Source organism: Streptomyces sp. NPDC002787, assembly GCF_053592095.1.
In genome coordinates this window covers 1-20,329 of the sequence record NZ_JBSFVC010000067.1, presented here as the reverse complement: position 1 = coordinate 20,329, position 20,329 = coordinate 1, and the positions used below count along the sequence as shown (strand labels likewise).

Here is a 20,329-nt window from a genome sequence, read left to right as displayed (position 1 = left end):
CGGCACGCCTCGATGATCACGGCTGCCTTGCGGGGCTCCAGCAGGCCGAGTTCCTCGTTGGCGCGGGCGGCGGCCTCCTTCACGGCCGCCAGGGCGTCGATCAGATGGGGGTAGGCGGAGATCGGCGTTCCCGTGATGGGGAAGTTCTCCGTGGCACGCAAGGTGTGGACGCCCCAGTACGCGTCGGCGGGAACGTCACGGTCTCCGAGCAGATCGTGTTCGCTGCGGGTCACTGCGGCGGTCATGGCGGTACGGGTCCTCTTCTTTGAGGTGGATCAGACGTACGAGGAGGGGTTGAGCGGGTCGAGCGCCCTGACCGGGCGGACGTGCCCGACCACTTCGCCACCGCCGAGCAGCGGGGCGCCCGCGAACGCGGTGAGGGCGCCCGGGTCGACGCCGACGCGTGCGAGGGCCGCCGCGGTGACGGGGACACGGGCCCGGTTGGCGCCGTCGGCGATCTTCACGGCGACGGCCCGGCCATCGGGAAGCGCGGCGACCTGGACGCCTTCGAAGCCGTCCTTGGTGAGCAGCCCGGGCACGGCCCGCATCAGCTCGGCCACATCGCGCCCGGCACCGGACGCCATCTCGGCGTGGTCGCGCATGGCGTCGGCGACCGTGCGCTCGGGGGTGCCCTCGGCGGCGGTGGTGATCCGGGCGAGGGCACGGGCCAGGCCGTGCAGGGAGACGGAGAAGAGAGGGGCGCCGCAGCCGTCGACGGTCACCCGGGCGATGGCCTGCCCGGTGAGGTCCTCGACGATCTCGGCGATGGCCTGCTGCAACGGGTGGGCCGGGTCGAGGTAGTTCTCCGGGGACCAGCCGTTGAGCTCGCAGGTGTAGAGCATCGCCGCGTGCTTGCCCGAGCAGTTCTGCGCGAGGCGCGAGGGCTGCCGCCCCTGGCGTATCCACTCGTCCCGGACGGCCTGGTCGTACGGCATGTCGGTGACGTTGCGCAGGTCGTCCTCGGTGACGCCGGCCAGGCCCAGGATCTCCCTGGTTCCGGCGAGATGGCGTTCCTCGCCGGAGTGGCTGGCGGCGGCCAGCGACAGCAGTGCGCCGTCCAGGGGCAGTCCGGCGCGCAGCATCGCCACGGCCTGGACCGGCTTGAGCGCCGACCGGGGGTAGAACGCCGCCTCGATGTCGCCGAGTTGGAGTTCCACCTCCCCGTCGGCGCCGAGCACCACGACGGAGCCGTAGTGGATGCCCTCGGTGACACCTCCGCGTACGAGGTGGGCGACGGGGGCGTGGAGCGGTTCCCGGATCGCGGGGGCCGCGGCCACCGGAGCGGCCGGGATCTCCGCGGCGCCGGTGGTCGTGGGGTCGTACGTCACTGCTCGAATCACTTCTTCACTCCGGCCGACTGACCGGCGACCCGGCGTCGCACGCCGAACCAGCCCGCCACCAGCGCCAACACGATCAGGGGGAGGCAGAGCACGGTCGTGCGACCGACGCCGCCGTCCGCGTACATCAGGACCAGCACCGACGCCAGGAAGAACAGCGTCACCAGCTCGGTCCAGGGGGAGCCGGGCAGTCGGTAGCTCGGCCGGGTCAGCTCGCCCTTCTCGGTCTTCTGCCAGAAGATCAGGTGGCAGATCATGATCATGCCCCAGGTGGCGATGATGCCGATGGCGGCGAAGTTGAGCACGATCTCGAACGCCTCGGCCGGGACCACGAAGTTCAGGCCGACGCCCAGGACACAGATACCGCTGGTGAGCAGAATGCCGCCGTACGGGACCTGGCTGCGGCTCATCACACCGGTGAACTTCGGGGCGGAGCCGGCCATCGCCATCGAGCGCAGGATGCGGCCGGTGGAGTACAGGCCCGAGTTGAGCGAGGACATGGCCGCGGTCAGCACGACCAGGTTCATGATGCCGCCCGCCGCCGGGACGCCGATGTTGGAGAGCACGGTGACGAAGGGGCTCTCGCCGGCCTTGTAGGACGACCAGGGCAGCAGCATCGACAGCAGGATCACGGAGCCGACGTAGAACAGACCGACGCGCCACATGATCGAGTTGATCGCCTTCGGCATGATCTTCTCGGGGTTCTCGGTCTCACCGGCGGCGACACCGACCAGCTCGACGGAGGCGTAGGCGAAGACGACGCCCTGGATGATCAGCAGCATCGGCAGGACGCCGTTGGGGAAGAGACCGCCGTTGTCGGTGATCAGGGACGGGCCGGGGGTGTGGCCGTCGACCGGCTGCTGGGTGACGAGCAGCCAGATGCCGATGCACATGAAGGCGACGAGCGCGCCGACCTTGATGATCGCGAACCAGAACTCCAGCTCGCCGAACATCTTCACCGAGATCAGGTTCACCGAGAGGACGACGGCGAGCGCGACCAGCGCGATCACCCACTGCGGGACGTCGGAGAACATGCCCCAGTAGTGGGTGTAGACGGCGACGGCGGTGATGTCGGCGATACCGGTGGTGGCCCAGTTCAGGAAGTACATCCAGCCGGCCGTGTAGGCGCCCTTCTCACCCATGAACTCCCGGGCGTAGGACACGAAGGCGCCGGAGGAGGGCCGGTAGAGGACCAGTTCGCCGAGGGCGCGGACGACGAGGAAGGCGAAGATTCCGCAGACCGCGTACGCGATGAAGAGCGACGGGCCGGCGTCGACGAGACGGCCGCCGGCGCCGAGGAAGAGGCCCGTGCCGATCGCGCCGCCGATGGCGATCATGTTGACGTGGCGGGACTTCAGGGACTTGCTGTAGCCGGCGTCTCCGGCGTCGACATGACCGGACGGGGTGGGTCCGGTCTGTACGGCGTCTTGGTGGAGGGATTGCTCGCTCACGCCTCGTGTCCGCCTTCCGTGGAGCTGTCCGTGCGTGGGGATCGCACGATGTCGGTGAGGGTGGTCTCGACGCGGTCGAGGTGGTGGGCCATGGCCTCCACCGCGTCGTTCGCGGAACCGTCGATCAGCGCCTCGACGATGGCCCGGTGCTCGCGGTTGGACTGCTCGCGCCGGCCGCCCAGCTCGTTGAGGAAGGCCGACTGGCGGGCCAGCGCGTCCCGGATCTCCTCGATCACCCGGCGGAACACCGGGTTCTGCGCGGCCTCGGCCACGGCCAGGTGGAACAGCGTGTCCATCGCGACCCAGGCGGTGGTGTCGGTCTCCCGCTCCATCCGGTCCAGGAGATGGGCCAGATGGTCCAGGTTCTCCGGGGTACGGCGGACCGCCGCGTACCCGGCGACCGGGATCTCCACGTGCCGGCGCACCTCGAGCAGGTCGCTCGCCGCGTAGTCGCCGAAGGTGGGGTCCTCTACGGCGTTCGCGATCACGAAGGTGCCCTTGCCGGTGCGGGACTGGGTCAGCCCCATCACCTGGAGCGCGCGCAGCGCCTCGCGCAGCACCGGACGGCTCACTTCGAGCTGCCGGCAGAGCTCCGCCTCGGACGGGAGCTTGTCGCCGATGGCGTACTTGCCGCGCTCGATGGCGTCGCGGAGGTGGGTGAGCACCGCTTCCATGGCGCTGACGCGCCGGGGTGCCGAGCCACCTGTCTGGCTGTCTGACAGGTTCACGGGGGTGATCCTGCGGGCGACGGGACGGGGCTGTCAAGGGGGCCGCGATTCGATCTTCCAGGTCACGGGCGGTCGTCGATCAGCCGCCCGCGCCCCCGAGGGGATGCTCTCAGCTGAGTCCGCCCGCGCCGAGCAGCCCGAAGAGGAGCACCCCGACGAAGATCCGGTAGGACACGAAGACGTTGAAGGAGTGCCTGGTCACGAACTTCAGCAGCCAGGCGACCGAGGCGTACGCGACCGCGAACGAGACGGTGGTGCCGGCGATCAGCGGGGCCGCACCCACCCCCGTGCCGAGGGCGTCCTTGAGTTCGTACAGCCCGGCGCCGGTGAGGGCCGGGATGCCGAGGAAGAAGGACAGGCGGGTGGCGGCGACCCGGTCGAGGTCGAGCAGCAGCGCGGTGGACATGGTGGCGCCGGAGCGGGAGAAGCCGGGGAAGAGCAAAGCGAGGATCTGCGAACCGCCGACGAGCATCGCGTCCCGGAATCGGGTGTCCTCCTCCGCACGCCTGCGCCGCCCGACCTGTTCCGCGACCCACATGACACCGCTGCCGACGATCAGCGAACCGGCCACCACCCACAGCGAGGCGAGCGGTCCCTCGATGAGCGACCGGGCGGCCAGCCCCACGACCACGATCGGGATCGTCGCGGCGATCACCCACCACGCGAACCGGTAGTCGCGGTCCTGCCGCTCCCCCGCGTCGAACAGCCCGCGGAACCAGGCCGAACCGATCCGCGCGATGTCCTCGCGGAAGTAGACGAGCACCGCGGCGATCGCTCCGACCTGGATGACCGCCGAGAACCCGACGACGGCCTTGTCCTCGACCTGGATCCCCATGAGCCCTTCGGTGATCTTCAGATGACCGGTGGAGGACACGGGCAGGAACTCCGTCACCCCCTCCACCGCTCCGAGGACGACGGCCTGACCGACGGTGATGGCGCTGCTCATGGATTCCAGTTCTGCTCGGCGAGGGCGTGACTGATGGGGTGCAGTCCTACTACGGCCGGGTAAGGGACCGGTGCTCAGGACCAGAGGGTCCGCGCCACCGCAAGCCCCACGAAGACCGCGCCCAGCCCCGCCATGACGCTCGCGACGACGTTGGCGGCGGCGTGGAAACGGGCGCCGTCCTCGGCCAGGCGCAGGGTCTCGTAGGAGAAGGTCGAGTACGTGGTGAGCGCCCCGCACAGCCCGGTGCCGAGGAGAAGGTGCAGGTGGGAGCCTGCGGCACCGGCGGTCACGGCTCCGGTGAGGAGGCCGAGGACGAAGGAGCCGGCGACGTTGACGGTGAAGGTGCCCCAGGGGAAGGCCGTGTCGTGGCGGGACTGCACGACGCGGTCGGTGAGGTAGCGCAGGGGCGCGCCGACCATTCCGCCGACGATGACGAGCACCCAGTTCACGACGTCCTCTTACCTTTCTCGGGTGTGGGGGTGGGTCCGGCGCGCAGCACGCGATGTGCCGTCGCCGTCGCGAGCCAGACCGCCATGAGGGCGGCGAGGAGGGTCGCGGCGAGGTAGGCGAGGGCGGTGCCCGGGCGGCCCTCTCCCATCAGGCGCTGGATGTCGACGGCGTACGTCGAGAAGGTGGTGAAGCCGCCGAGCACTCCGGTGCCGAAGAAAGGGCGGACCAGGCGGTGGACCGTCCACACCTCGGTGATCGCGACCATGAAGAGGCCGATCACGAAGCAGCCGGCCACATTCACCCAGAACGTCGTCCAGGGAAAGCCGACGGTCCCTGTGGGCCAGAGCAGCGAGGCGCCGTAGCGGGCCACCGCGCCGATGCCGCCGCCGATCGCGACGACCCCGACGACGGGGGCCTGGCCGTGCCAGGGGGCGGGCCTGGGCGGATCGGCGACGGGGGCGTCGGGGGACGACAGGGCTTCGGGCCCGTCGGGGTGCGGGGCTGACATGGGTGTGTGTCTCCTACTCGCCGGGGCCCGGACGTTTGCCGGGCGCGCTCCGTCGCAAGCAGGGACCGTTGTCGGCGTCGACGCCGCGGTTCGGGTACGGCGGGCCCCACCGCCGCGCCGCGAGGGGGATCGCGGCCGGTCGACAGCGTAACGCGGCAGCCTCCCGCGACGCACTCGGCCGGTGCCGGGCGTGGACGCGACGCGACAAGTCCCGCTCCGGTGCCGACAGCCACCGGCCGCGTTGCCCAAGCGGTGCGACCGGGCCGACTACGAACCACACTCAGCCCGCCTTCCCCGGCCCGCTCCCCCGCTCAGCCCGCCTTCCCCGGCCGCTCGCGCGCTCAGCCCGTCTTCCCCGGCCCTCTATCCCGCTCAGCCCGCCTTCGCTGGCCCGCTCGCGCGCTCAGCCGGCCTTCCCCGGCAGTTCACACACCGCGACCCCCCGCTCCCACAGGCTGCCGAGGATCAGGCGGCCCTCTGCGACGCAGGCGCTGGTGACCATGCGGAACCGGGAGTGGTGGTCGACGAGGGTGTGGACGAGGTGTCCCTCGTCGTCGACCGCGACGACCCCGGCGAACCCGAGGGGCCGGAACGGTGCCCGTACCGCCACCCGGCTCGCTACGCGCCGCACAGCCGGGCCGGCACGGTGGAGGCGGTCGAGGGCACCGATGCGGGGGCCGGCGAGAGCCACCCAGGTCAGGCCGTCCGGGTCGCGCCACATGTTGTCGGGTGTGCCCGGCAGGTCCTCGACGAAGGGCTCACTCGTGCCGGCCCTGGGTCCGGTGAGGTGGACGCGGCTGAGCCGGCGTGCGCCTGTCTCGGCGACCACGAGGAACGACTCGTCGGCGGAGGGCGCGAGGCCGTTGGCGAACTGGAGCCCCTCCAGGACGACTTCGGGTGCCCCTTGCCCCGGCACCAGGCGCAACAGTCGTCCCGTCCCGGTGTGTTCGACGATGTCGCCGATCCACTGGTCGAGGGGGTAGCGGCGGCTGGAGACCGTGAAGTAGACAGTCCCGTCGGAGAGCGCCACGACATTGCTGCAGAACCGCAGGCGCTCACCGCCGGCCTCGTCGGCGAGCACGCGCACGGTGCCGTCGCCGGTCGGGACCCGTAGCAGCCCACGCTCGGCATCGCACACCAACAGGTCGCCGTCCGGGAGGAGTTCGAGCCCCAGGGGCCTGCCACCGGTGTCGGCGAGGGTCTCGACCCGGGCCCGCCCCGGCTGCGCGAGGCCGGTCACCCTCAGGACGCGTCCGTCCTCCACCCCGGTCAGCACCCGTCCGTGTCCGTCGGCGATCACGTCCTCGGGCCCGCGCCCGCCGATCCCGACGAACGCGTGGGGCACGAGCCCTGGCCCCCGTGAGTCCGCGTCCGTGTGGTCGCCCGTCGCGCGCGTCATGTCCGCCTCCCGCTCGTCCGCCCGATGCCTGGAGTGGTCCATCCTGGCAGGCGGGAGGCGCGCGCTTGGTGAAGCGGCCGGGGCACCCCCGTCGCACGGCTTCCTCGACACAGCGGGCCACCGAAACGGCCACAGCGGGCCACTGAAACGGCCGAAGGGCCCGCACGCCAACGCGTGCGGGCCCTTCGCCGAGCGTGTCACCGGTGGCTGAACCACGCCATCGCCGGAAGCGCCCGGTCGTCATAGCCGAACAGCGCCTGGTTCTCCCACCCGTTCCCGGAGGACGAGTCGGTCGGGTCCCAGCCGTTGCCGGTGCGCGCGGTCCAGGTCGACTCCCAGTAGAAGATACCCAGGCCGCGGCCGTTCGGGACGGCCTCGACGATGCTCGCGATGTCCTTCATCCAGCGGGTCTGTCCGGCGGTGGTGGCCGGGTAGCCGGACACGAGTTCGCTGCTCAGGTCGATGATGTTCTCGTGCGAGTCCTCGCTGTCCAGACGGAAGGGGTACGCCGTCTCGGCGACGAACACCGGCTTGGCGTAGCGGGACGCCGCGTCGTCCAGGGTGGTCTGGAAGTCCGCGAGCGTGCCGTGCCAGTAGCCGTAGTACGACAGGCCGATGACGTCGAACTTCACGCCGCCCGAGACCGCGCTGTCGAACCACCAGCGGGTGCCGGACAGGTCACCGCCCTTGGCGAGGTGCAGCGCCACCTGGGTGGAGGAGTTGACCGCCTTGACCGCGTCGTAGCCGGAGTTGAGCAGTCCGGCGAGCTGCGACCAGTTGGAGGTGGAGCCCGCCGACCACAGCATGCCGCCGTTGATCTCGTTGCCGACCTGGACCATGTCGGCGGTGGTGCCCTGCGCCTTGAGGGCGCCCAGGACGTCGTAGGTGTGGTTGTAGACGTCCGTCCTGAGCTGGGTGTAGCTGTGTCCGGTCCACGGGGACGGCACGGTCTGGGCGCCCGGGTCGGCCCAGGTGTCCGAGTAGTGGAAGTCGACCAGCAGCTTCATGCCCTGCGCCTTGATGCGCTTGGCGGCGGCGAGCACGCGCGTCTTGTTGTTGTAGCCGTCGGCGGGGTTCACCCAGACCTTGACGCGGGCGTAGTTCTGACCTGCGCTCTTGAGGATGGCGAGGGCGTCGCCGGTGGTGCCGGAGCTGTTCTTGTAGACGCCGCCCTTGGCCTCGCTCTTGATGAGCGACGACACGTCGGAGCCCTTGACTGACAGTCCCGTGGTACCGGACGCGAAGGTCAGGTCGTCGACGTTGATCCAGTTACCGGCGTTGGCGTCGGAGTTGATGCTGATCGTGCACTGGTTGTTCGTCACCGCGATGGAGGTGACGATCCGGATCCAGCCGCTGGAGGAGACCGGGATGTCGGTGCGCTGTTCGGCGCTGCCGCAGTTCTTCAGCGCGATGTACGCGGAGTTCTGGCCGCCGCCGGAACGCACCCACGCGGTGAGCTTGTAGTTCCCGTTGGTCAGGCCGGACAGGTACTGGTAGGTCTCCACCTTGTAGGCGGAGGACGACCAGTGGCTGAGGCGGTAACTGCCGCCGTGGCCACCGGACTCGGTGAAGGAGGCAGCGTTCTGCCCGGCCGCCGAGTAGGTCGACCAGCCGGTCGGCGTCGCGGTCCCGGTGCCGTCGGACTCGAAGCCCACGTTGGTGAGCGTGGAGGCGGCGTGTGCCGACGTGGCGGGCAGGGTGGTGAGCGCCAGGCCTGCGAACAGCGGTATCAGCAGGGCCCTGAGGGCGCGTCTCGCGTGGAACATCGTCGTCCCTTCGACGAAGGTGGGAACGTGGTTGTGCGGTGCTGTGGCGGCGCCGCACCCGAAGGCCGTGGGCGCGGCGCCGCCTGGGACCGGCCGGATGTCCCCAGAGATCCGGCCGGTGTTCGGGGGTGGTCAGGCGTCGAGGCGTACGACCCTGACCCCGCCGGCGGGTACGGCGAGGTGGCCCGCCGCGCGTTCGCCGGTGAGGAGTTCGGTGCCGTCGGCGTCGAGCGGCATCTTCGTGTCGAGCGCGGTGTGGTTGATCGCGAAGAGGAAGTCGCCCGACTCCCCCGCGCGGCGCACCACTTCGACGTCGCGCGGCAGGTCGGCGCGGGGCGCGATGCCCGCGTCGTCGGCGGCCCAGCCGAGCAGGGCGTCCAGTCCGTGGGCGTCGAGTCGGGTGGACACGTACCAGGCGGAGCCCTCGCCGAGCCGGTGCCGGGTGACGGCGGGCCGGTCGGCGGCGAGTCCGTCGGCGTACGTCCACACGGGCTCGGCGCCGCGCGGCACCACGAACTCCGTCCACACGTCACCGGTCAGTTCGGAGCCGTCGGGGCCGACGATGCGGACGTTCTCCCCGCCGAGCAGCGGTGAGAACTCCTCGACGGTCAGCCCGAGTACGTCCCGCAGGGCGCCGGGGTACGGGCCCTCGTGGACGGCGTCGTGCTCGTCGACGATCCCGGAGAAGTACGAGACCACGAGGGTGCCGCCGTTCTCGACGTACGCCTTGAGGTTGTCCCCCGCCGCTTCCGTCATCAGATACAGCGCCGGCACGACGACAAGGGGATAAGCCGACAAGTCGGCTTCCGGGTGGGCGAAGTCGACCGTGAGGTGGCGGTCGTAGAGGGCCTCGTAGAAGGCGTCGGCGCGCTCGCGGGCCTCGTGGTCCTCGGTGGGGCGCCAGGCGAGGTTCTGCGCCCACCAGGAGTGCCAGTCCCACAGGACGGCCACGTCGGCGACGGTCCGGCTGCCCTGGATCTGGCTGAGCGAGTCGAGGGAGGCGCCCAGTTCGACGACCTCGCGCCACACGCGCGACTCGGTGCCGGCCTGCGGCAGCATCGCCGAGTGGAACTTCTCGGCGCCGCGCCGGGACTGCCGCCACTGGAAGAACATGGCGCCGTCTGAGCCGCGTGCCACATGGGCGAGGGAGTTGCGGGCCATCTGGCCCGGGGCCTTGGCGGGGTTGCGGGCCTGCCAGTTGACGCCCGAGGTGGAGTGCTCCAGGAGCAGCCAGGGGGCGCCGCCGCCGACCGAGCGGGTGATGTCCGCCGCCATCGCGAGGTTCACATGGGTGCGGCGGCCGTCGGTCATCAGGTAGTGGTCGTTGGTGACGAGGTCGACCTCGCGGCCCCAGGCCCAGTAGTCGATGGAGTCGCACTGGCTGAGCGCGGTCATGAAGTTGGTGGTCACCGGGATGCCGGGCGCGAGGCGGTGCAGGATGTCCCGCTCCATGACGAAGTTCTCGCGGATGGTCTCGTCGGCGAACCGCTTGTAGTCGAGGGCCTGCCCGGGGTTGCCGACCGTGGGGGTCACGCGCGGCGGGTTGATCTGCGCGAAGTCGGTGTAGCGCTGGCCCCAGAAGGCGGTGCCCCAGGCCTCGTTGACCGCCTCGACGTCACCGTACACGCGCTCCAGCCAGCGGCGGAAGTGCGCGGCGCAGGAGTCGCAGTAGCAGGCCGAGACGGGGACGCCGTACTCGTTGTGCACGTGCCACAGGGCGAGCGCCGGGTGGTCGGCGTAGCGCTCGGCGAGCTTGGTGGTGATGGTCGCGGCGGCGGCCCGGTAGTCGGCGTTGCTGTGGCAGATGGCGCCGCGCGAGCCGAACTCGTAGCGGGTGCCGTCGGCGGCCACGGGCAGCGCCTCGGGGTGCTCGCGGTAGAACCACACGGGCGGGACGACGGTGGGGGTACCGAGGTCGACGCGGATGCCGTTCTCGTGCAGCAGGTCGAGCAGCCGGTCGAGCCAGGCGAAGTCGTACACCCCTCGCTGGGTCTCCAGCAGGGCCCAGGAGAAGATGCCGACACTCACCATCGTGACACCGGCCTCGCGCATCAGCCGGACGTCCTCGTGCCAGACGGTTTCCGGCCACTGCTCGGGGTTGTAGTCCCCACCGAAGGCGAGCCTGGTCAGGCCCGTGGGGGTGGTCTCCGGCATGGATCTCTCCCGTTTTATCGATCATCTGGGAACGTGCACACACAGCGGCGGCAGTGCGAGCCCAACATAACCGCACAGCAACAACCATTGACAAGTGTCCGGGATGTTTCTCTACTGTGAACGCTCACAGACGCAGTATCTGTGAACGCTCACAGAAGCATGGCATGGTCTTCGCAGCAGGCGAGGACCCAGGTCAGGGGAGAAAGATCCATGCCCAACATCACCAAGCACCGGCGCATTGTGGCCACCGCCGTCGCCGTCACGCTCGGCGCCACCACACTTGCCGCCTGTGGCGGGTCCGAGGACGACAGCGAGGCCCAGTCGGGGCCGGCGAAGCTGACGTACTGGACCTGGACGCCGGGCATGGACAAGGTCGTGGACCTGTGGAACAAGGGTCCCGGCAAGGAGCAGCAGATCACCGTCACGGTGAAGAAGCAGGCCTCCGGCGACACCCTGGTCACCAAGATCCTCACCGCGCACAAGGCGGGCAAGGGCCCGGACCTGGTGCAGGCCGAGTACCAGGCGCTGCCGACGTTGGTCAGCAATGACGCGGTCGCGGACATCGCGGACGAGGCGGGCGACGCGAAGAGCAAGTTCGCCGACGGTGTCTGGCAGCAGACCACACTCGGTTCGGACGCCGTCTACGCGATCCCGCAGGACATCGGGCCGATGATGTTCTACTACCGCGAGGACCTCTTCAAGAAGTACGACCTGACCGTTCCGAAGACCTGGGACGAGTTCGCCGAGACCGCGCGGAAGCTGAAGAAGGAGGACGCGGACGTCGACCTGACGACGTTCTCCGCCAACGACTCCGGTCTCTTCGCGGGTCTCGCCCAGCAGGCGGGCGCCCGGTGGTGGACCACCGAGGGCCAGAAGTGGAAGGTCGGCATCGACGACGCGGCGACGCGGAAGGTCGCCGACTTCTGGGGCGGCCTGGTGAAGGAGGGCGCCATCGACAACCAGCCGATGTACACCCCGGCCTGGAACAAGGCGCTCAACTCCGGCAAGCAGATCGCCTGGGTCAGCGCGGTGTGGGCGCCGGGCACGCTGACCACGGCCGCGCCGGACACGGCGGGCAAGTGGAAGGTGGCGCCGCTGCCGCAGTGGTCGTCGTCCGAGAACACCACCGGCAGCTGGGGCGGCTCCTCGACGGCCGTCACCACGGACTCCAAGAACAAGGGTGCCGCCGCGAAGTTCGCCGCCTGGCTGAACACGGACCCGGAGGCGCTGACCGCGCTGGCGAAGGAGGGTGGCATCTACCCGGCCGCCACCACCGCGCAGACCAGTGACGCGTTCGCCGAGCCGCCGGCCTTCTTCTCCAACCAGGCCGACTTCTACACCACGGCCTCCGAGATCGCGAAGACGACGGCGCCCTCCGCCTGGGGCCCGAACGTGAACGTCGCGTACACCACCTTCAAGGACGCGTTCGGCGCCGCCGCCAAGGACAAGTCGGACTTCGGTGCCGCCCTGAAGAAGATGCAGGACGACACGGTCGCCGACATGAAGAAGCAGGGCTTCGAGGTCGCGGAGTGACGACGGCACGCCGGAGGTCGTACGGGGTCAAGGGGGCCCCGTATGCCTTCCTCTTCCCCGCCACGATCCTGTTCGCCCTGTTCTTCGCGCTGCCCATCGGCTACGCGGTCTGGCTCAGCCTGCACAAGGTGCAGGTCAAGGGCCTGGGCCTCGGCTCGGGCGCGCGCAGCGAGGTGTGGGCGGGCTTCGAGAACTACGCCGACGCCCTGACCGACTCGGAGCTGCTGGACGGGGCGCTGCGCGTCCTCGGCTACGGCGCGATCGTGGTCCCGGTCATGCTCGGCCTGGCACTGGTCTTCGCCCTGATGCTGGACAGCGACAAGGTGAAGCTGGCCCCCTTCACCCGGCTGGCGATCTTCCTGCCGTACGCCATCCCGGGCGTCGTGGCGGCCCTCCTCTGGGGCTTCCTCTACCTCCCGGACGTCAGCCCGTTCTACTTCGTGCTGGAGAGGCTGGGGCTCCCGCAGCCGGACCTGCTGGACGGCGGCGGCCTGTACGCGGCGCTGTCGAACATCGCGATCTGGGGCGGCACCGGCTTCAACATGATCGTCATCTACACCTCGCTGCAGGCGATCCCCACCGAGGTGTACGAGGCGGCGAAGCTGGACGGCGCGACGCCGCTTCAGATCGCCCTGCGGATCAAGATCCCGATGGTGGCGCCCTCGCTGGTGCTGACCTTCTTCTTCTCGATCATCGCCACGCTCCAGGTGTTCAGCGAGCCGACCACCCTCAAGCCCCTCACCAACTCGGTCTCCACGACATGGAGTCCGCTGATGAAGGTGTACCGGGACGCCTTCGGCGAGGGAGACATCTACTCGGCCGCGGCCGGCGCGGTGATCATCGCCGTGGCCACGCTCGTCCTCTCCTTCGGCTTCCTGAGGGCCGCGAACTCCCGTAGCAAGCAGGAGGCAGCACGATGAGTTCTCTTGCCGTCCACAAGACCGCCCCGGCGGCAGGCACCACGCCCGGCACCGCCCAGGGCCCGCCGCTGCGCCGCCGGATCGCACTCGTTCCGACGCTCACCCTGCTGCTGGGCGCGATATACTGTCTGCTGCCCGTGGCCTGGGTGCTGATCGCGGCCACCAAGTCGGGCAGCGAGCTGTTCACCACGTTCACGTTCCTGCCGGGCAGCGGCTTCGCGGACAACCTGTCCGACCTGAACGCCTACCGCGACGGCATCTACTGGCAGTGGATGGGCAACTCCGCCCTCTACGCGGGCCTCGGCGCCCTCCTGTCGACGGCGGTCTCCGCCGTCAGCGGCTACGCGCTGGCGATCTACCGCTTCAAGGGTCGCGAGGCCGTCTTCAACGTCCTGATGGCGGGCGTGCTGATGCCGCCGGTGATCCTGGCGATCCCGCAGTACCTGCTGATGGCGAAGGCGGACCTCGCCGACAGCTACTGGTCGGTACTGCTCCCGCTGATCCTCTCACCGTACGGCGTGTACCTGTCCCGGATCTACGCGGCAGCCGCCGTGCCGGCCGACGTGGTGGAGGCGGGCCGGATGGACGGGGCGAGCGAGTGGCGGATCTTCACCCGGATCGCGCTGCCGATGATGGTGCCGGGTCTGGTGACGGTCTTCCTGTTCCAGTTCGTGGCCGTCTGGAACAACTTCCTGCTGCCGTACATCATGCTCAGCGACGACGAGAAGTTCCCGATCACGCTGGGCCTGTTCACGCTTCTCGAACAGGGCGCGAACACCCCGGCTCTGTACACCCTGGTGATCACGGGTGCGCTGCTCGCGGTGATCCCGCTGATCGCGCTCTTCCTGGTCATCCAGCGCTTCTGGAGCCTCGATCTGCTCTCCGGGGCCGTAAAGTCATGACCATGAGCAGCACGGGAGGCAGGCGCAGACCGCCGACCATTCACGACGTGGCGCGCGAGGCGGGAGTCTCCCGGGGGACGGTCTCGCGCGTGCTCAACGGCGGTCACTACGTCAGCCCGACGGCGGCCGAGGCGGTCAACGCCGCGATCCGCAAGACGGGTTACGTCGTGAACCGGCACGCGCGCTCGCTGATCACGGGCCGCTCCGACTCGATCGGCTTCCTGCTGACGGAACCGCAGGAGAAGCTCTTCGAGGACCCCAACTTCAACGTCCTGCTGCGGTGTTGCACCCAGGCACTGGCCGCCCACGACATCCCGCTGCTGCTGATGGTGGCCGGCACGGAGGACGAACGGCGCCGGATCACGCGGTACATCACGGCGGGCCACGTCGACGGTGTGCTGGTCGTCTCCAGCCACTCCGCGGACCCGGTCGCCCAGGAACTCCGCGAGGCGGGCATCCCCCTCGTCCAGTGCGGCAAGCCCATGACGCCCGGCTCCAAGGTGAGTTACGTGGCCGCCGACGACCGCGACGGCGCCCGTGACATGGTGCGCCATCTGCTGTCGCTGGGCCGCCGCCGGATCGGTGTCGTGACCGGTCCGCTGGACTCACCCGGTGGTGTCGACCGCCTCGCCGGTTACAAGGAGGTGCTCACCGAGGCGGGTGTCGAGATCGACGAGCGGCTCATCGTCTCCGGTGACTACAGCCGGGCCAGCGGTGAGGCGGGCGCCGAACGGCTGCTGGCGCGGGCACCCGACATGGACGCCGTGTTCGTGGCGTCCGACCTGATGGCGCAGGGCGCCCTGGCGGCGCTCGGCCGGGCGGGCCGCCGGGTCCCCGAGGACGTGGCCGTGGGCGGCTTCGACGACTCGGCCGCGGCGACGGAGGCCGTCCCGGCCCTCACCACGATCCGTCAGCCCTACGACCGCATCAGCAACGAGATGGTGCGGGTGCTGCTGGCCCAGATCGGCGGCGAGGCCCCGGCGGCGGTGATCCTGCCGACGGAACTGGTGCGGCGGGAGTCGACGTGAGACGCCGGCCGGCCCGAGCGGGAGGCGCCGCGCGCCCTGCCCGGTAAGGAGGCAGGACTCCGGTCATCACCCGAACAGCCGTCCGAAGATCGCGACGCCACCGGCGTCGGAACGCCGACTCGGGGTACTCGACGAGCACCGGGCCGGGATTCGGTTGGACACTGGAGTGCGGCCGGGGAGTGCCGGCGTACGAGACCAGGACGCGACTGCCATGAACAGTGACAGGAAACCCAGAGGCGCGGAGAACGTCGTCTCCAGCCATTCCGTGTTCGGGGCCCCCTGCTGGGTGAGCCTCACCAGCCGTGACCTGCCGGCCACGGAGAACTTCTACGCCGCCGTGCTGGGCTGGCGATGGCGTACGGCCAAGCTCGGGGACCACTTCCGGATCGCGCTGGCGGACGGTGTGCCGGTCGCCGGGATCGCCGGGGTGGCGAGCCTGTGGCAGATGGCGGTCGCCTGGACCCCGTACTTCGCCGTGTCCGACGCGGACGCGGCGGCGGGCCGCGCCAGAGAACGCGGTGGCACCGTCGCCGTCGGCCCGCTCTCCTTCCCGCCCGGCCGGGCCGCCCTGCTGGCGGATCGCCACGGGGCCTCCTTCGGTATCTGGGAGGGCGCGCTGTTCACCGACTGGGAGACCTGGCGCAAGGCCGCCCCCGCGTTCGTCCGGCTGCACACCCGGGACGCCTTCGACGCCGCGATCTTCTACGGCGAGGTCCTGGAGTGGGCGACCGAGAAGCCCGGCTGCTGCGAGGTCCACTACGAGGCGAACGAGGTCGTCCTGCGCAGCGAGGGCGAGGTCGTGGCCCGGATCACCTCCGGCGCGCTGGAAGCCGCACCCGACCCCACGATCCGCCCCCACTGGCAGGTGCACTTCTCCGTCTCCGACGTGGCGGCCTGCGTCGAGGCGGCCCAGCACCACGGCGGCACGGTCCTCACCCACGAGCCGGACGAGGCGGTGCTCCGCGACCCGGACGGCGCCCAGTTCACCATCACCTCGCGTCGCGAACGCTGACCCGGCACGCTACCGGGCGGCGGGTCGGCGTACGGACGAGCAGAGGAACTGCATCTCCCCCAGCGGCTGGTCGGCGACGCGCCCGCGCCACAGCAGCAGACCATGGCGCCGTAGGGAGCCGACGAAGGCCGGGCCGAAGCTGCGGCGGGCGGACTCCCGGGGCGTGGCAGGACCGCAGTGGGTGGGGTCCGCCAGGGACAGAGCGGTCGCGAACTCGCGTTTCTCGCTGCCCCGGCCGGCCCACGGCCCTTTCCCTACGCCCGCTGTCGGCCCGGCACGTCCCGTTCGGCGGCCGGGGTTCGCCGCTCGTTCATGTCGCCCCGGGACGGGCGTGACAGCAGCACCAGCCCCCGGGCCTCGACGATGACCTCCGCGCCCGCCTTGTACTCGGACTCGTCGGGGACGCCGTCCGGCTCGGCGGCCGTGTCGACGCACATCGTCCAGCGCTCACCGTACGGGGCACCGGGCAGGCGGAAGATCATCGGCTCCCAGTGGCTGTTCAGCAGGAGCAGGAAGGAGTCGTCGACGACGGGGTTGCCGTAGGGGTCGCGTTCGGCGATGGCGTCGCCGTTGAGGAAGACGGCCACCGCGTGGGCGTCGGAGCGGTCCCAGTCGGCTTCGGTCATCTCGTGGGCGTCCGGCAGCAGCCAGACCAGGTCGGGGAGCGGCTGGTCGGCGCGGGTCGGCGTGTCGCCCCGGAAGAAGCGGCGGCGGCGCAGCACGGGGTGGGCGGCCCGCAGGGCGATGAGGTCACGGGTGAAGTCCAGCAGCGCGCGCTGTTCGTCGTCCAGGCGCCAGTCGAGCCAGGAGACCTCGTTGTCCTGGCAGTAGGCGTTGTTGTTGCCCCGCTGGGTGCGGCCGGACTCGTCGCCGTGGCAGAGCATCGGGATGCCCTGCGACAGCAGCAGCGTGGCCAGGAGGTTGCGCTGCTGACGGGCGCGGAGCGCGAGGACGCGGGGGTCCTTGGTGGGGCCTTCGACGCCGCAGTTCCAGGACCGGTTGGCGCTCTCGCCGTCCTGGTTGCCCTCGCCGTTGGCCTCGTTGTGCTTGTCGTTGTACGAGACCAGGTCGCGCAAGGTGAAACCGTCGTGGGCGGTGACGAAGTTGACGCTGGCGCGCGGGCGGCGCCGGCTGTGCTCGTACAGGTCGGAGGAGCCGGTCAGCCGGGAGGCGAACTCGCCGAGCGTGTGCGGGCGGCCGCGCCAGAAGTCCCTCACAGCGTCCCGGTATCGGCCGTTCCACTCCGACCACAGCGGCGGGAAGTTGCCCACCTGGTAGCCGCCCTCGCCGACGTCCCACGGCTCGGCGATCAGTTTGACGCGACTGATCACCGGGTCCTGCTGGATCAGGTCGAAGAACGCCGAGAGGCGGTCCACCTCGTGGAACTGCCGGGCCAGGGTGGCCGCGAGGTCGAAGCGGAACCCGTCGACATGCATCTCGGTGACCCAGTACCGCAGCGAGTCCATGATCAGCTGGAGGACGTAGGGGTGCCGCATCAGCAGGCTGTTGCCGGTGCCGGTGGTGTCGTAGTAGTGCCCCCAGTCGCCGTCCACCAGGCGGTAGTACGAGGTGTTGTCGATGCCCCGGAAGGAGAGGGTGGGGCCGTTCTCGTTGCCCTCGGCGGTGTGGTTGTAGACCACGTCGAGGATCACTTCGAGGCCGGCTTCGTGCAGCGCCTTCACCATCGACTTGAACTCGGTGACCTGCTGGCCGCGGGTGCCGTGGGCGGCGTAGGTGTTGTGCGGCGCGAAGAAGCCGATGGTGTTGTAGCCCCAGTAGTTGGCGAGGCCCCGGTCCTGAAGGACGCCGTCCTGCACGAACTGGTGGACCGGCATCAGCTCGATCGCGGTCACGCCCAGCGAGGTGAGGTGCTCGACGACGGCGGGGTGCGCCAATCCGGCGTAGGTACCGCGCAGTTCGGAGGGGACGTCGGGGTGGGTGCGGGTGAGACCGCGGACGTGGGCCTCGTAGATGACGGTGTCGGCGTACGGCCGCCGGGGCGGGCGGTCGTCCCCCCAGTCGAAGAACGGGTCGGTGACCACGCCGAGCATGGTGTGCCCGGCACTGTCCGCGCCGGGCTCGTACAGGGAGGGGTGGTTGTCCACCTGGCCGTCCACCGCCCTGGTGTACGGGTCGAGGAGGAGCTTCGACGGATCGCAGCGGTGGCCGGCGGCGGGGTCCCAGGGGCCGTGCACGCGGTAGCCGTAGCGCTGCCCCGGTCCCACGCCGGGGAGGTGGCCGTGCCAGACGAAGCCGTCGACCTCGGTGAGCGGGACGGAGCGGTGACGGCCCGCGTCGTCGACGAGGACGAGGTCGACGCGTTCGGCGACCTCGCTGAACAGGGCGAAGTTGGTGCCGGTGCCGTCGAAGGACGCGCCGAGCGGGTAGGGGTGCCCGCTCCACACGGGCACCCCTTTCCTGTCACGCCGCGCGGCCGTCACCGCGCGTCTTCGCGTACGTCCGGCGCCTCGCCGGCGAGCGAACCCGCCAGCAGCGCGACCGGCATCTCGCGGGGCACCTGGAGCACCTCCCGGGTGTCCGGCTCGGGCGCCGTCGGGACCAGGGGCACGCTCTGGTCGACCGGCGCGCGCTGGGTGAACCAGATGACGGTGCCGCCGGTGTCCGTGGAGCAGCAGCCCCAGCCGTCGCTCAGGGCGGCGATGCGGGTCAGGCAGGGGCGCAGCTCCCGGTCGGGGCGCAGGTCGCGGTCGTTCTCGCCGACCGCGGCGATGAGGTGCTGACCGTTCCACCACATCTCGATGGAGGTGTTCCTGTCCCTGGCGTGCTCCGCGATCGCGCGGAGCAGGAGGTCGGCGCTGTGGCAGACGGGCTCTACGAGGGTCTCCAGGTCCCAGAAGCGGAGGTGCGCGGCCAGGATGCGCCTGACCTGGCCGACCCGCTCCGGACTGACTTCCACGTCGAGGTGGTAGTAGCGAGGCACTGCGGTCTTCATCGTCGTTGGCTCCTCACCGGCGAAGCTCCGCCCCATGTACACGAAGCGTGAGCACCGATTACTTCTGAGTCAGCTCCAGAGTGAGAGGGCTACGCCATTCGTGCAACACGAGGGACTCCCGAGGTAGTTGAAGAACCAACAAGACGCTTGGTGGTGACGCGTGCACCATGAGTGAAGCCATCGGCTCCATGAGGCGCTGGTGCCACTCAGTGCACGACCTCCCCCGGGAAGCGTGCTCCGCCGAGAGTGCCGGGAGGTGATCAGCACATGTTGCTGCCCGCCAAGAACGAGGTGGCCAGACATCTGCGGCGCTACCGCTCCTGGGAACGCGTGATGCTCGCGTCCCCGACCGACCGCGCGGCCCGGGAGAACTTCGAGGACTCGGGCTACACGCTGTGCGTGCTGATGGGCAAGCGCTGCGCCCGCGAGGCCGTGGCGGCCGCCGAGCGCTATCTGCAGACGAGTCTGCCCGCCTACCTCCAGGAGCAGACCGGCCGTCCCAAGCAGGAGCAGGCCGGGAAAGCCCGCAAGGAGCAGTCCGGCAAGGCCCGTTCGGCCAGACGTGGTCCACCGTCCGGGCGGCGTTCGACGGCAGGGCGGTAGGACCCGACAGTACCCGTTCGGCCCAGCGCCGATCCCCGAGCACGGCGGAGGTGAGACCCATGAGCCCGATCCCGGCCCCGGCCATCGGCCGCGTCCCCATCAGGGACGTCCGCCCGCTCGTCGAGTGCGGCAGGCGTCCCGCGAAGGCGGTCGTCGGCGAGACCTTCGAGGTCACGGCGACGCTCTTCCGGGAAGGCCACGGCGTGGTCGCCGCCAACGTCGTGCTCAAGGACCCGGAGGGCCGCCCGGCTCCCTGGACCCCGATGCGCGAACTCGCCCCCGGCACCGACCGCTGGGGCGCCTGCGTCACCCCGACCGCCGTGGGCCGGTGGACCTACCGCGTGGAGGCCTGGAGCGACCCGATCGCCACCTGGCGCCGCACCGCCCGCATCAAGGTCCCGGCCGGCATCGACCCCGGACTCGTCCTGGAGGAGGGCGCCGAGCTGTACGGGCGCGCCGCCGCCGGTGTGCCGGAGGCGGACCTCCACGCGACCCTGACCAAGGCCGTACGGAAGCTCCGCGACGACACCCTGCCGGTCACCGACCGGCTGGCGGCGGCGTTGGCGCCGGAGGTGGACGAGGTCCTGACCCGCCACCCCTTGCGGGAACTGGTCTCCTCCAGCGACCCGTTGCCGCTGC

Annotated in this window: 19 protein-coding genes; 7 read left to right on the top strand and 12 right to left on the bottom strand. The window is 70.4% G+C overall.

The window, feature by feature from the left end; translation table 11 throughout:
* The 10 genes from ACWD26_RS43260 to ACWD26_RS43215 form a co-directional block, all read right to left on the bottom strand.
* Nucleotides 1-245 (bottom strand): lyase family protein (locus ACWD26_RS43260; protein ID WP_451279140.1); only part of this gene is annotated, 245 nt, incomplete at its 3' end.
* Nucleotides 246-275: 30 nt separating this feature from the next.
* On the bottom strand, nt 276-1,328 hold the full coding sequence (locus ACWD26_RS43255; protein WP_451279138.1) for an asparaginase: 1,053 nt from the start codon (nt 1,326-1,328) through the stop codon (nt 276-278).
* A gap of 8 nt (nt 1,329-1,336) precedes the next feature.
* Entirely contained in the window at nt 1,337-2,788 is a 1,452-nt protein-coding gene (locus ACWD26_RS43250) for an amino acid permease (protein ID WP_451279136.1), read from the bottom strand.
* Nucleotides 2,785-3,516 (bottom strand): FadR/GntR family transcriptional regulator, encoded by a 732-nt coding sequence (locus ACWD26_RS43245; protein ID WP_451279134.1) that lies wholly within the window; start codon nt 3,514-3,516, stop codon nt 2,785-2,787. The genes ACWD26_RS43250 and ACWD26_RS43245 overlap by 4 nt, the downstream gene beginning before the upstream one ends.
* A gap of 109 nt (nt 3,517-3,625) precedes the next feature.
* Complete coding sequence (locus tag ACWD26_RS43240) at nt 3,626-4,462, bottom strand: undecaprenyl-diphosphate phosphatase (RefSeq protein ID WP_451279132.1); 837 nt, start codon at nt 4,460-4,462, stop codon at nt 3,626-3,628.
* A gap of 74 nt (nt 4,463-4,536) precedes the next feature.
* Entirely contained in the window at nt 4,537-4,911 is a 375-nt protein-coding gene (gene crcB / locus ACWD26_RS43235) for a fluoride efflux transporter CrcB (RefSeq protein ID WP_451279130.1), read from the bottom strand.
* Nucleotides 4,908-5,420: a fluoride efflux transporter CrcB gene (gene crcB / locus ACWD26_RS43230; RefSeq protein ID WP_451279128.1), complete on the bottom strand. Its 513-nt coding sequence runs from the start codon at nt 5,418-5,420 to the stop codon at nt 4,908-4,910. Before crcB (ACWD26_RS43230) ends, crcB (ACWD26_RS43235) begins: the two co-directional genes overlap by 4 nt.
* 403 nt (nt 5,421-5,823) lie before the next feature.
* Entirely contained in the window at nt 5,824-6,819 is a 996-nt protein-coding gene (locus tag ACWD26_RS43225) for an SMP-30/gluconolactonase/LRE family protein (protein WP_451279126.1), read from the bottom strand.
* Between the two features lie 197 nt (nt 6,820-7,016).
* Nucleotides 7,017-8,585, bottom strand: coding sequence for a glycoside hydrolase family 53 protein (locus tag ACWD26_RS43220; protein ID WP_451279124.1), 1,569 nt, complete (start codon nt 8,583-8,585; stop codon nt 7,017-7,019).
* Nucleotides 8,586-8,717: 132 nt separating this feature from the next.
* Complete coding sequence (locus ACWD26_RS43215) at nt 8,718-10,739, bottom strand: beta-galactosidase (RefSeq protein WP_451279122.1); 2,022 nt, start codon at nt 10,737-10,739, stop codon at nt 8,718-8,720.
* A 210-nt stretch (nt 10,740-10,949) separates the two neighbouring features.
* Here ACWD26_RS43215 and ACWD26_RS43210 point away from each other — a divergent pair, with 210 nt between their 5' ends.
* The 5 genes from ACWD26_RS43210 to ACWD26_RS43190 all read left to right on the top strand — a co-directional run bounded on the left by ACWD26_RS43210 (nt 10,950) and on the right by ACWD26_RS43190 (nt 16,134).
* The gene (locus ACWD26_RS43210; RefSeq protein ID WP_451279121.1) at nt 10,950-12,272 is read left to right on the top strand and encodes an extracellular solute-binding protein; all 1,323 of its coding nucleotides are present in this window, start codon (nt 10,950-10,952) and stop codon (nt 12,270-12,272) included.
* Nucleotides 12,269-13,192 carry a carbohydrate ABC transporter permease gene (locus ACWD26_RS43205; RefSeq protein WP_451279119.1) on the top strand — a complete coding sequence of 308 codons (924 nt, stop codon included), beginning with the start codon at nt 12,269-12,271 and terminating at the stop codon, nt 13,190-13,192. Before ACWD26_RS43210 ends, ACWD26_RS43205 begins: the two co-directional genes overlap by 4 nt.
* Nucleotides 13,189-14,094 carry a carbohydrate ABC transporter permease gene (locus ACWD26_RS43200; RefSeq protein WP_451279117.1) on the top strand — a complete coding sequence of 302 codons (906 nt, stop codon included), beginning with the start codon at nt 13,189-13,191 and terminating at the stop codon, nt 14,092-14,094. The genes ACWD26_RS43205 and ACWD26_RS43200 overlap by 4 nt, the downstream gene beginning before the upstream one ends.
* The gene (locus ACWD26_RS43195; RefSeq protein WP_451279115.1) at nt 14,091-15,122 is read left to right on the top strand and encodes a LacI family DNA-binding transcriptional regulator; all 1,032 of its coding nucleotides are present in this window, start codon (nt 14,091-14,093) and stop codon (nt 15,120-15,122) included. Before ACWD26_RS43200 ends, ACWD26_RS43195 begins: the two co-directional genes overlap by 4 nt.
* A 211-nt stretch (nt 15,123-15,333) precedes the next feature.
* Nucleotides 15,334-16,134 carry a VOC family protein gene (locus ACWD26_RS43190; protein WP_451279113.1) on the top strand — a complete coding sequence of 267 codons (801 nt, stop codon included), beginning with the start codon at nt 15,334-15,336 and terminating at the stop codon, nt 16,132-16,134.
* Between the two features lie 254 nt (nt 16,135-16,388).
* On the opposite strand, the gene glgX is transcribed toward ACWD26_RS43190, so the two are convergent.
* Both glgX and ACWD26_RS43180 read right to left on the bottom strand, forming a co-directional pair.
* Nucleotides 16,389-18,575, bottom strand: a complete 2,187-nt coding sequence (gene glgX, locus ACWD26_RS43185; protein ID WP_451279111.1) for a glycogen debranching protein GlgX — start codon at nt 18,573-18,575, stop codon at nt 16,389-16,391.
* On the bottom strand, nt 18,572-19,087 hold the full coding sequence (locus ACWD26_RS43180; RefSeq protein WP_451279109.1) for a pep a2: 516 nt from the start codon (nt 19,085-19,087) through the stop codon (nt 18,572-18,574). Before ACWD26_RS43180 ends, glgX begins: the two co-directional genes overlap by 4 nt.
* Before the next feature lie 267 nt (nt 19,088-19,354).
* Between ACWD26_RS43180 and ACWD26_RS43175 the strand changes: the two genes are divergently transcribed.
* A complete protein-coding gene (locus tag ACWD26_RS43175) occupies nt 19,355-19,690 on the top strand; it encodes a DUF5133 domain-containing protein (RefSeq protein ID WP_451279108.1) in 336 nt (111 codons plus the stop codon).
* Between the two features lie 59 nt (nt 19,691-19,749).
* Nucleotides 19,750-20,329 (top strand): maltotransferase domain-containing protein (locus ACWD26_RS43170; RefSeq protein ID WP_451279106.1); only part of this gene is annotated, 580 nt, incomplete at its 3' end.

Excerpts from the sequence above, each read along its gene's own strand:
- ACWD26_RS43240 (WP_451279132.1), bottom strand. The coding sequence starts at position 4,462 with ATGAGCAGCGCCATCACCGTCGGTCAGGCCGTCGTCCTCGGAGCGGTG.
- crcB (WP_451279128.1), bottom strand. The coding sequence starts at position 5,420 with ATGTCAGCCCCGCACCCCGACGGGCCCGAAGCCCTGTCGTCCCCCGAC.
- ACWD26_RS43225 (WP_451279126.1), bottom strand. The coding sequence starts at position 6,819 with ATGACGCGCGCGACGGGCGACCACACGGACGCGGACTCACGGGGGCCA.
- ACWD26_RS43220 (WP_451279124.1), bottom strand. The coding sequence starts at position 8,585 with ATGTTCCACGCGAGACGCGCCCTCAGGGCCCTGCTGATACCGCTGTTC.
- ACWD26_RS43215 (WP_451279122.1), bottom strand. The coding sequence starts at position 10,739 with ATGCCGGAGACCACCCCCACGGGCCTGACCAGGCTCGCCTTCGGTGGG.
- ACWD26_RS43210 (WP_451279121.1), top strand. The coding sequence starts at position 10,950 with ATGCCCAACATCACCAAGCACCGGCGCATTGTGGCCACCGCCGTCGCC.
- ACWD26_RS43200 (WP_451279117.1), top strand. The coding sequence starts at position 13,189 with ATGAGTTCTCTTGCCGTCCACAAGACCGCCCCGGCGGCAGGCACCACG.
- ACWD26_RS43195 (WP_451279115.1), top strand. The coding sequence starts at position 14,091 with ATGACCATGAGCAGCACGGGAGGCAGGCGCAGACCGCCGACCATTCAC.
- ACWD26_RS43190 (WP_451279113.1), top strand. The coding sequence starts at position 15,334 with ATGAACAGTGACAGGAAACCCAGAGGCGCGGAGAACGTCGTCTCCAGC.
- ACWD26_RS43180 (WP_451279109.1), bottom strand. The coding sequence starts at position 19,087 with ATGAAGACCGCAGTGCCTCGCTACTACCACCTCGACGTGGAAGTCAGT.
- ACWD26_RS43175 (WP_451279108.1), top strand. The coding sequence starts at position 19,355 with ATGTTGCTGCCCGCCAAGAACGAGGTGGCCAGACATCTGCGGCGCTAC.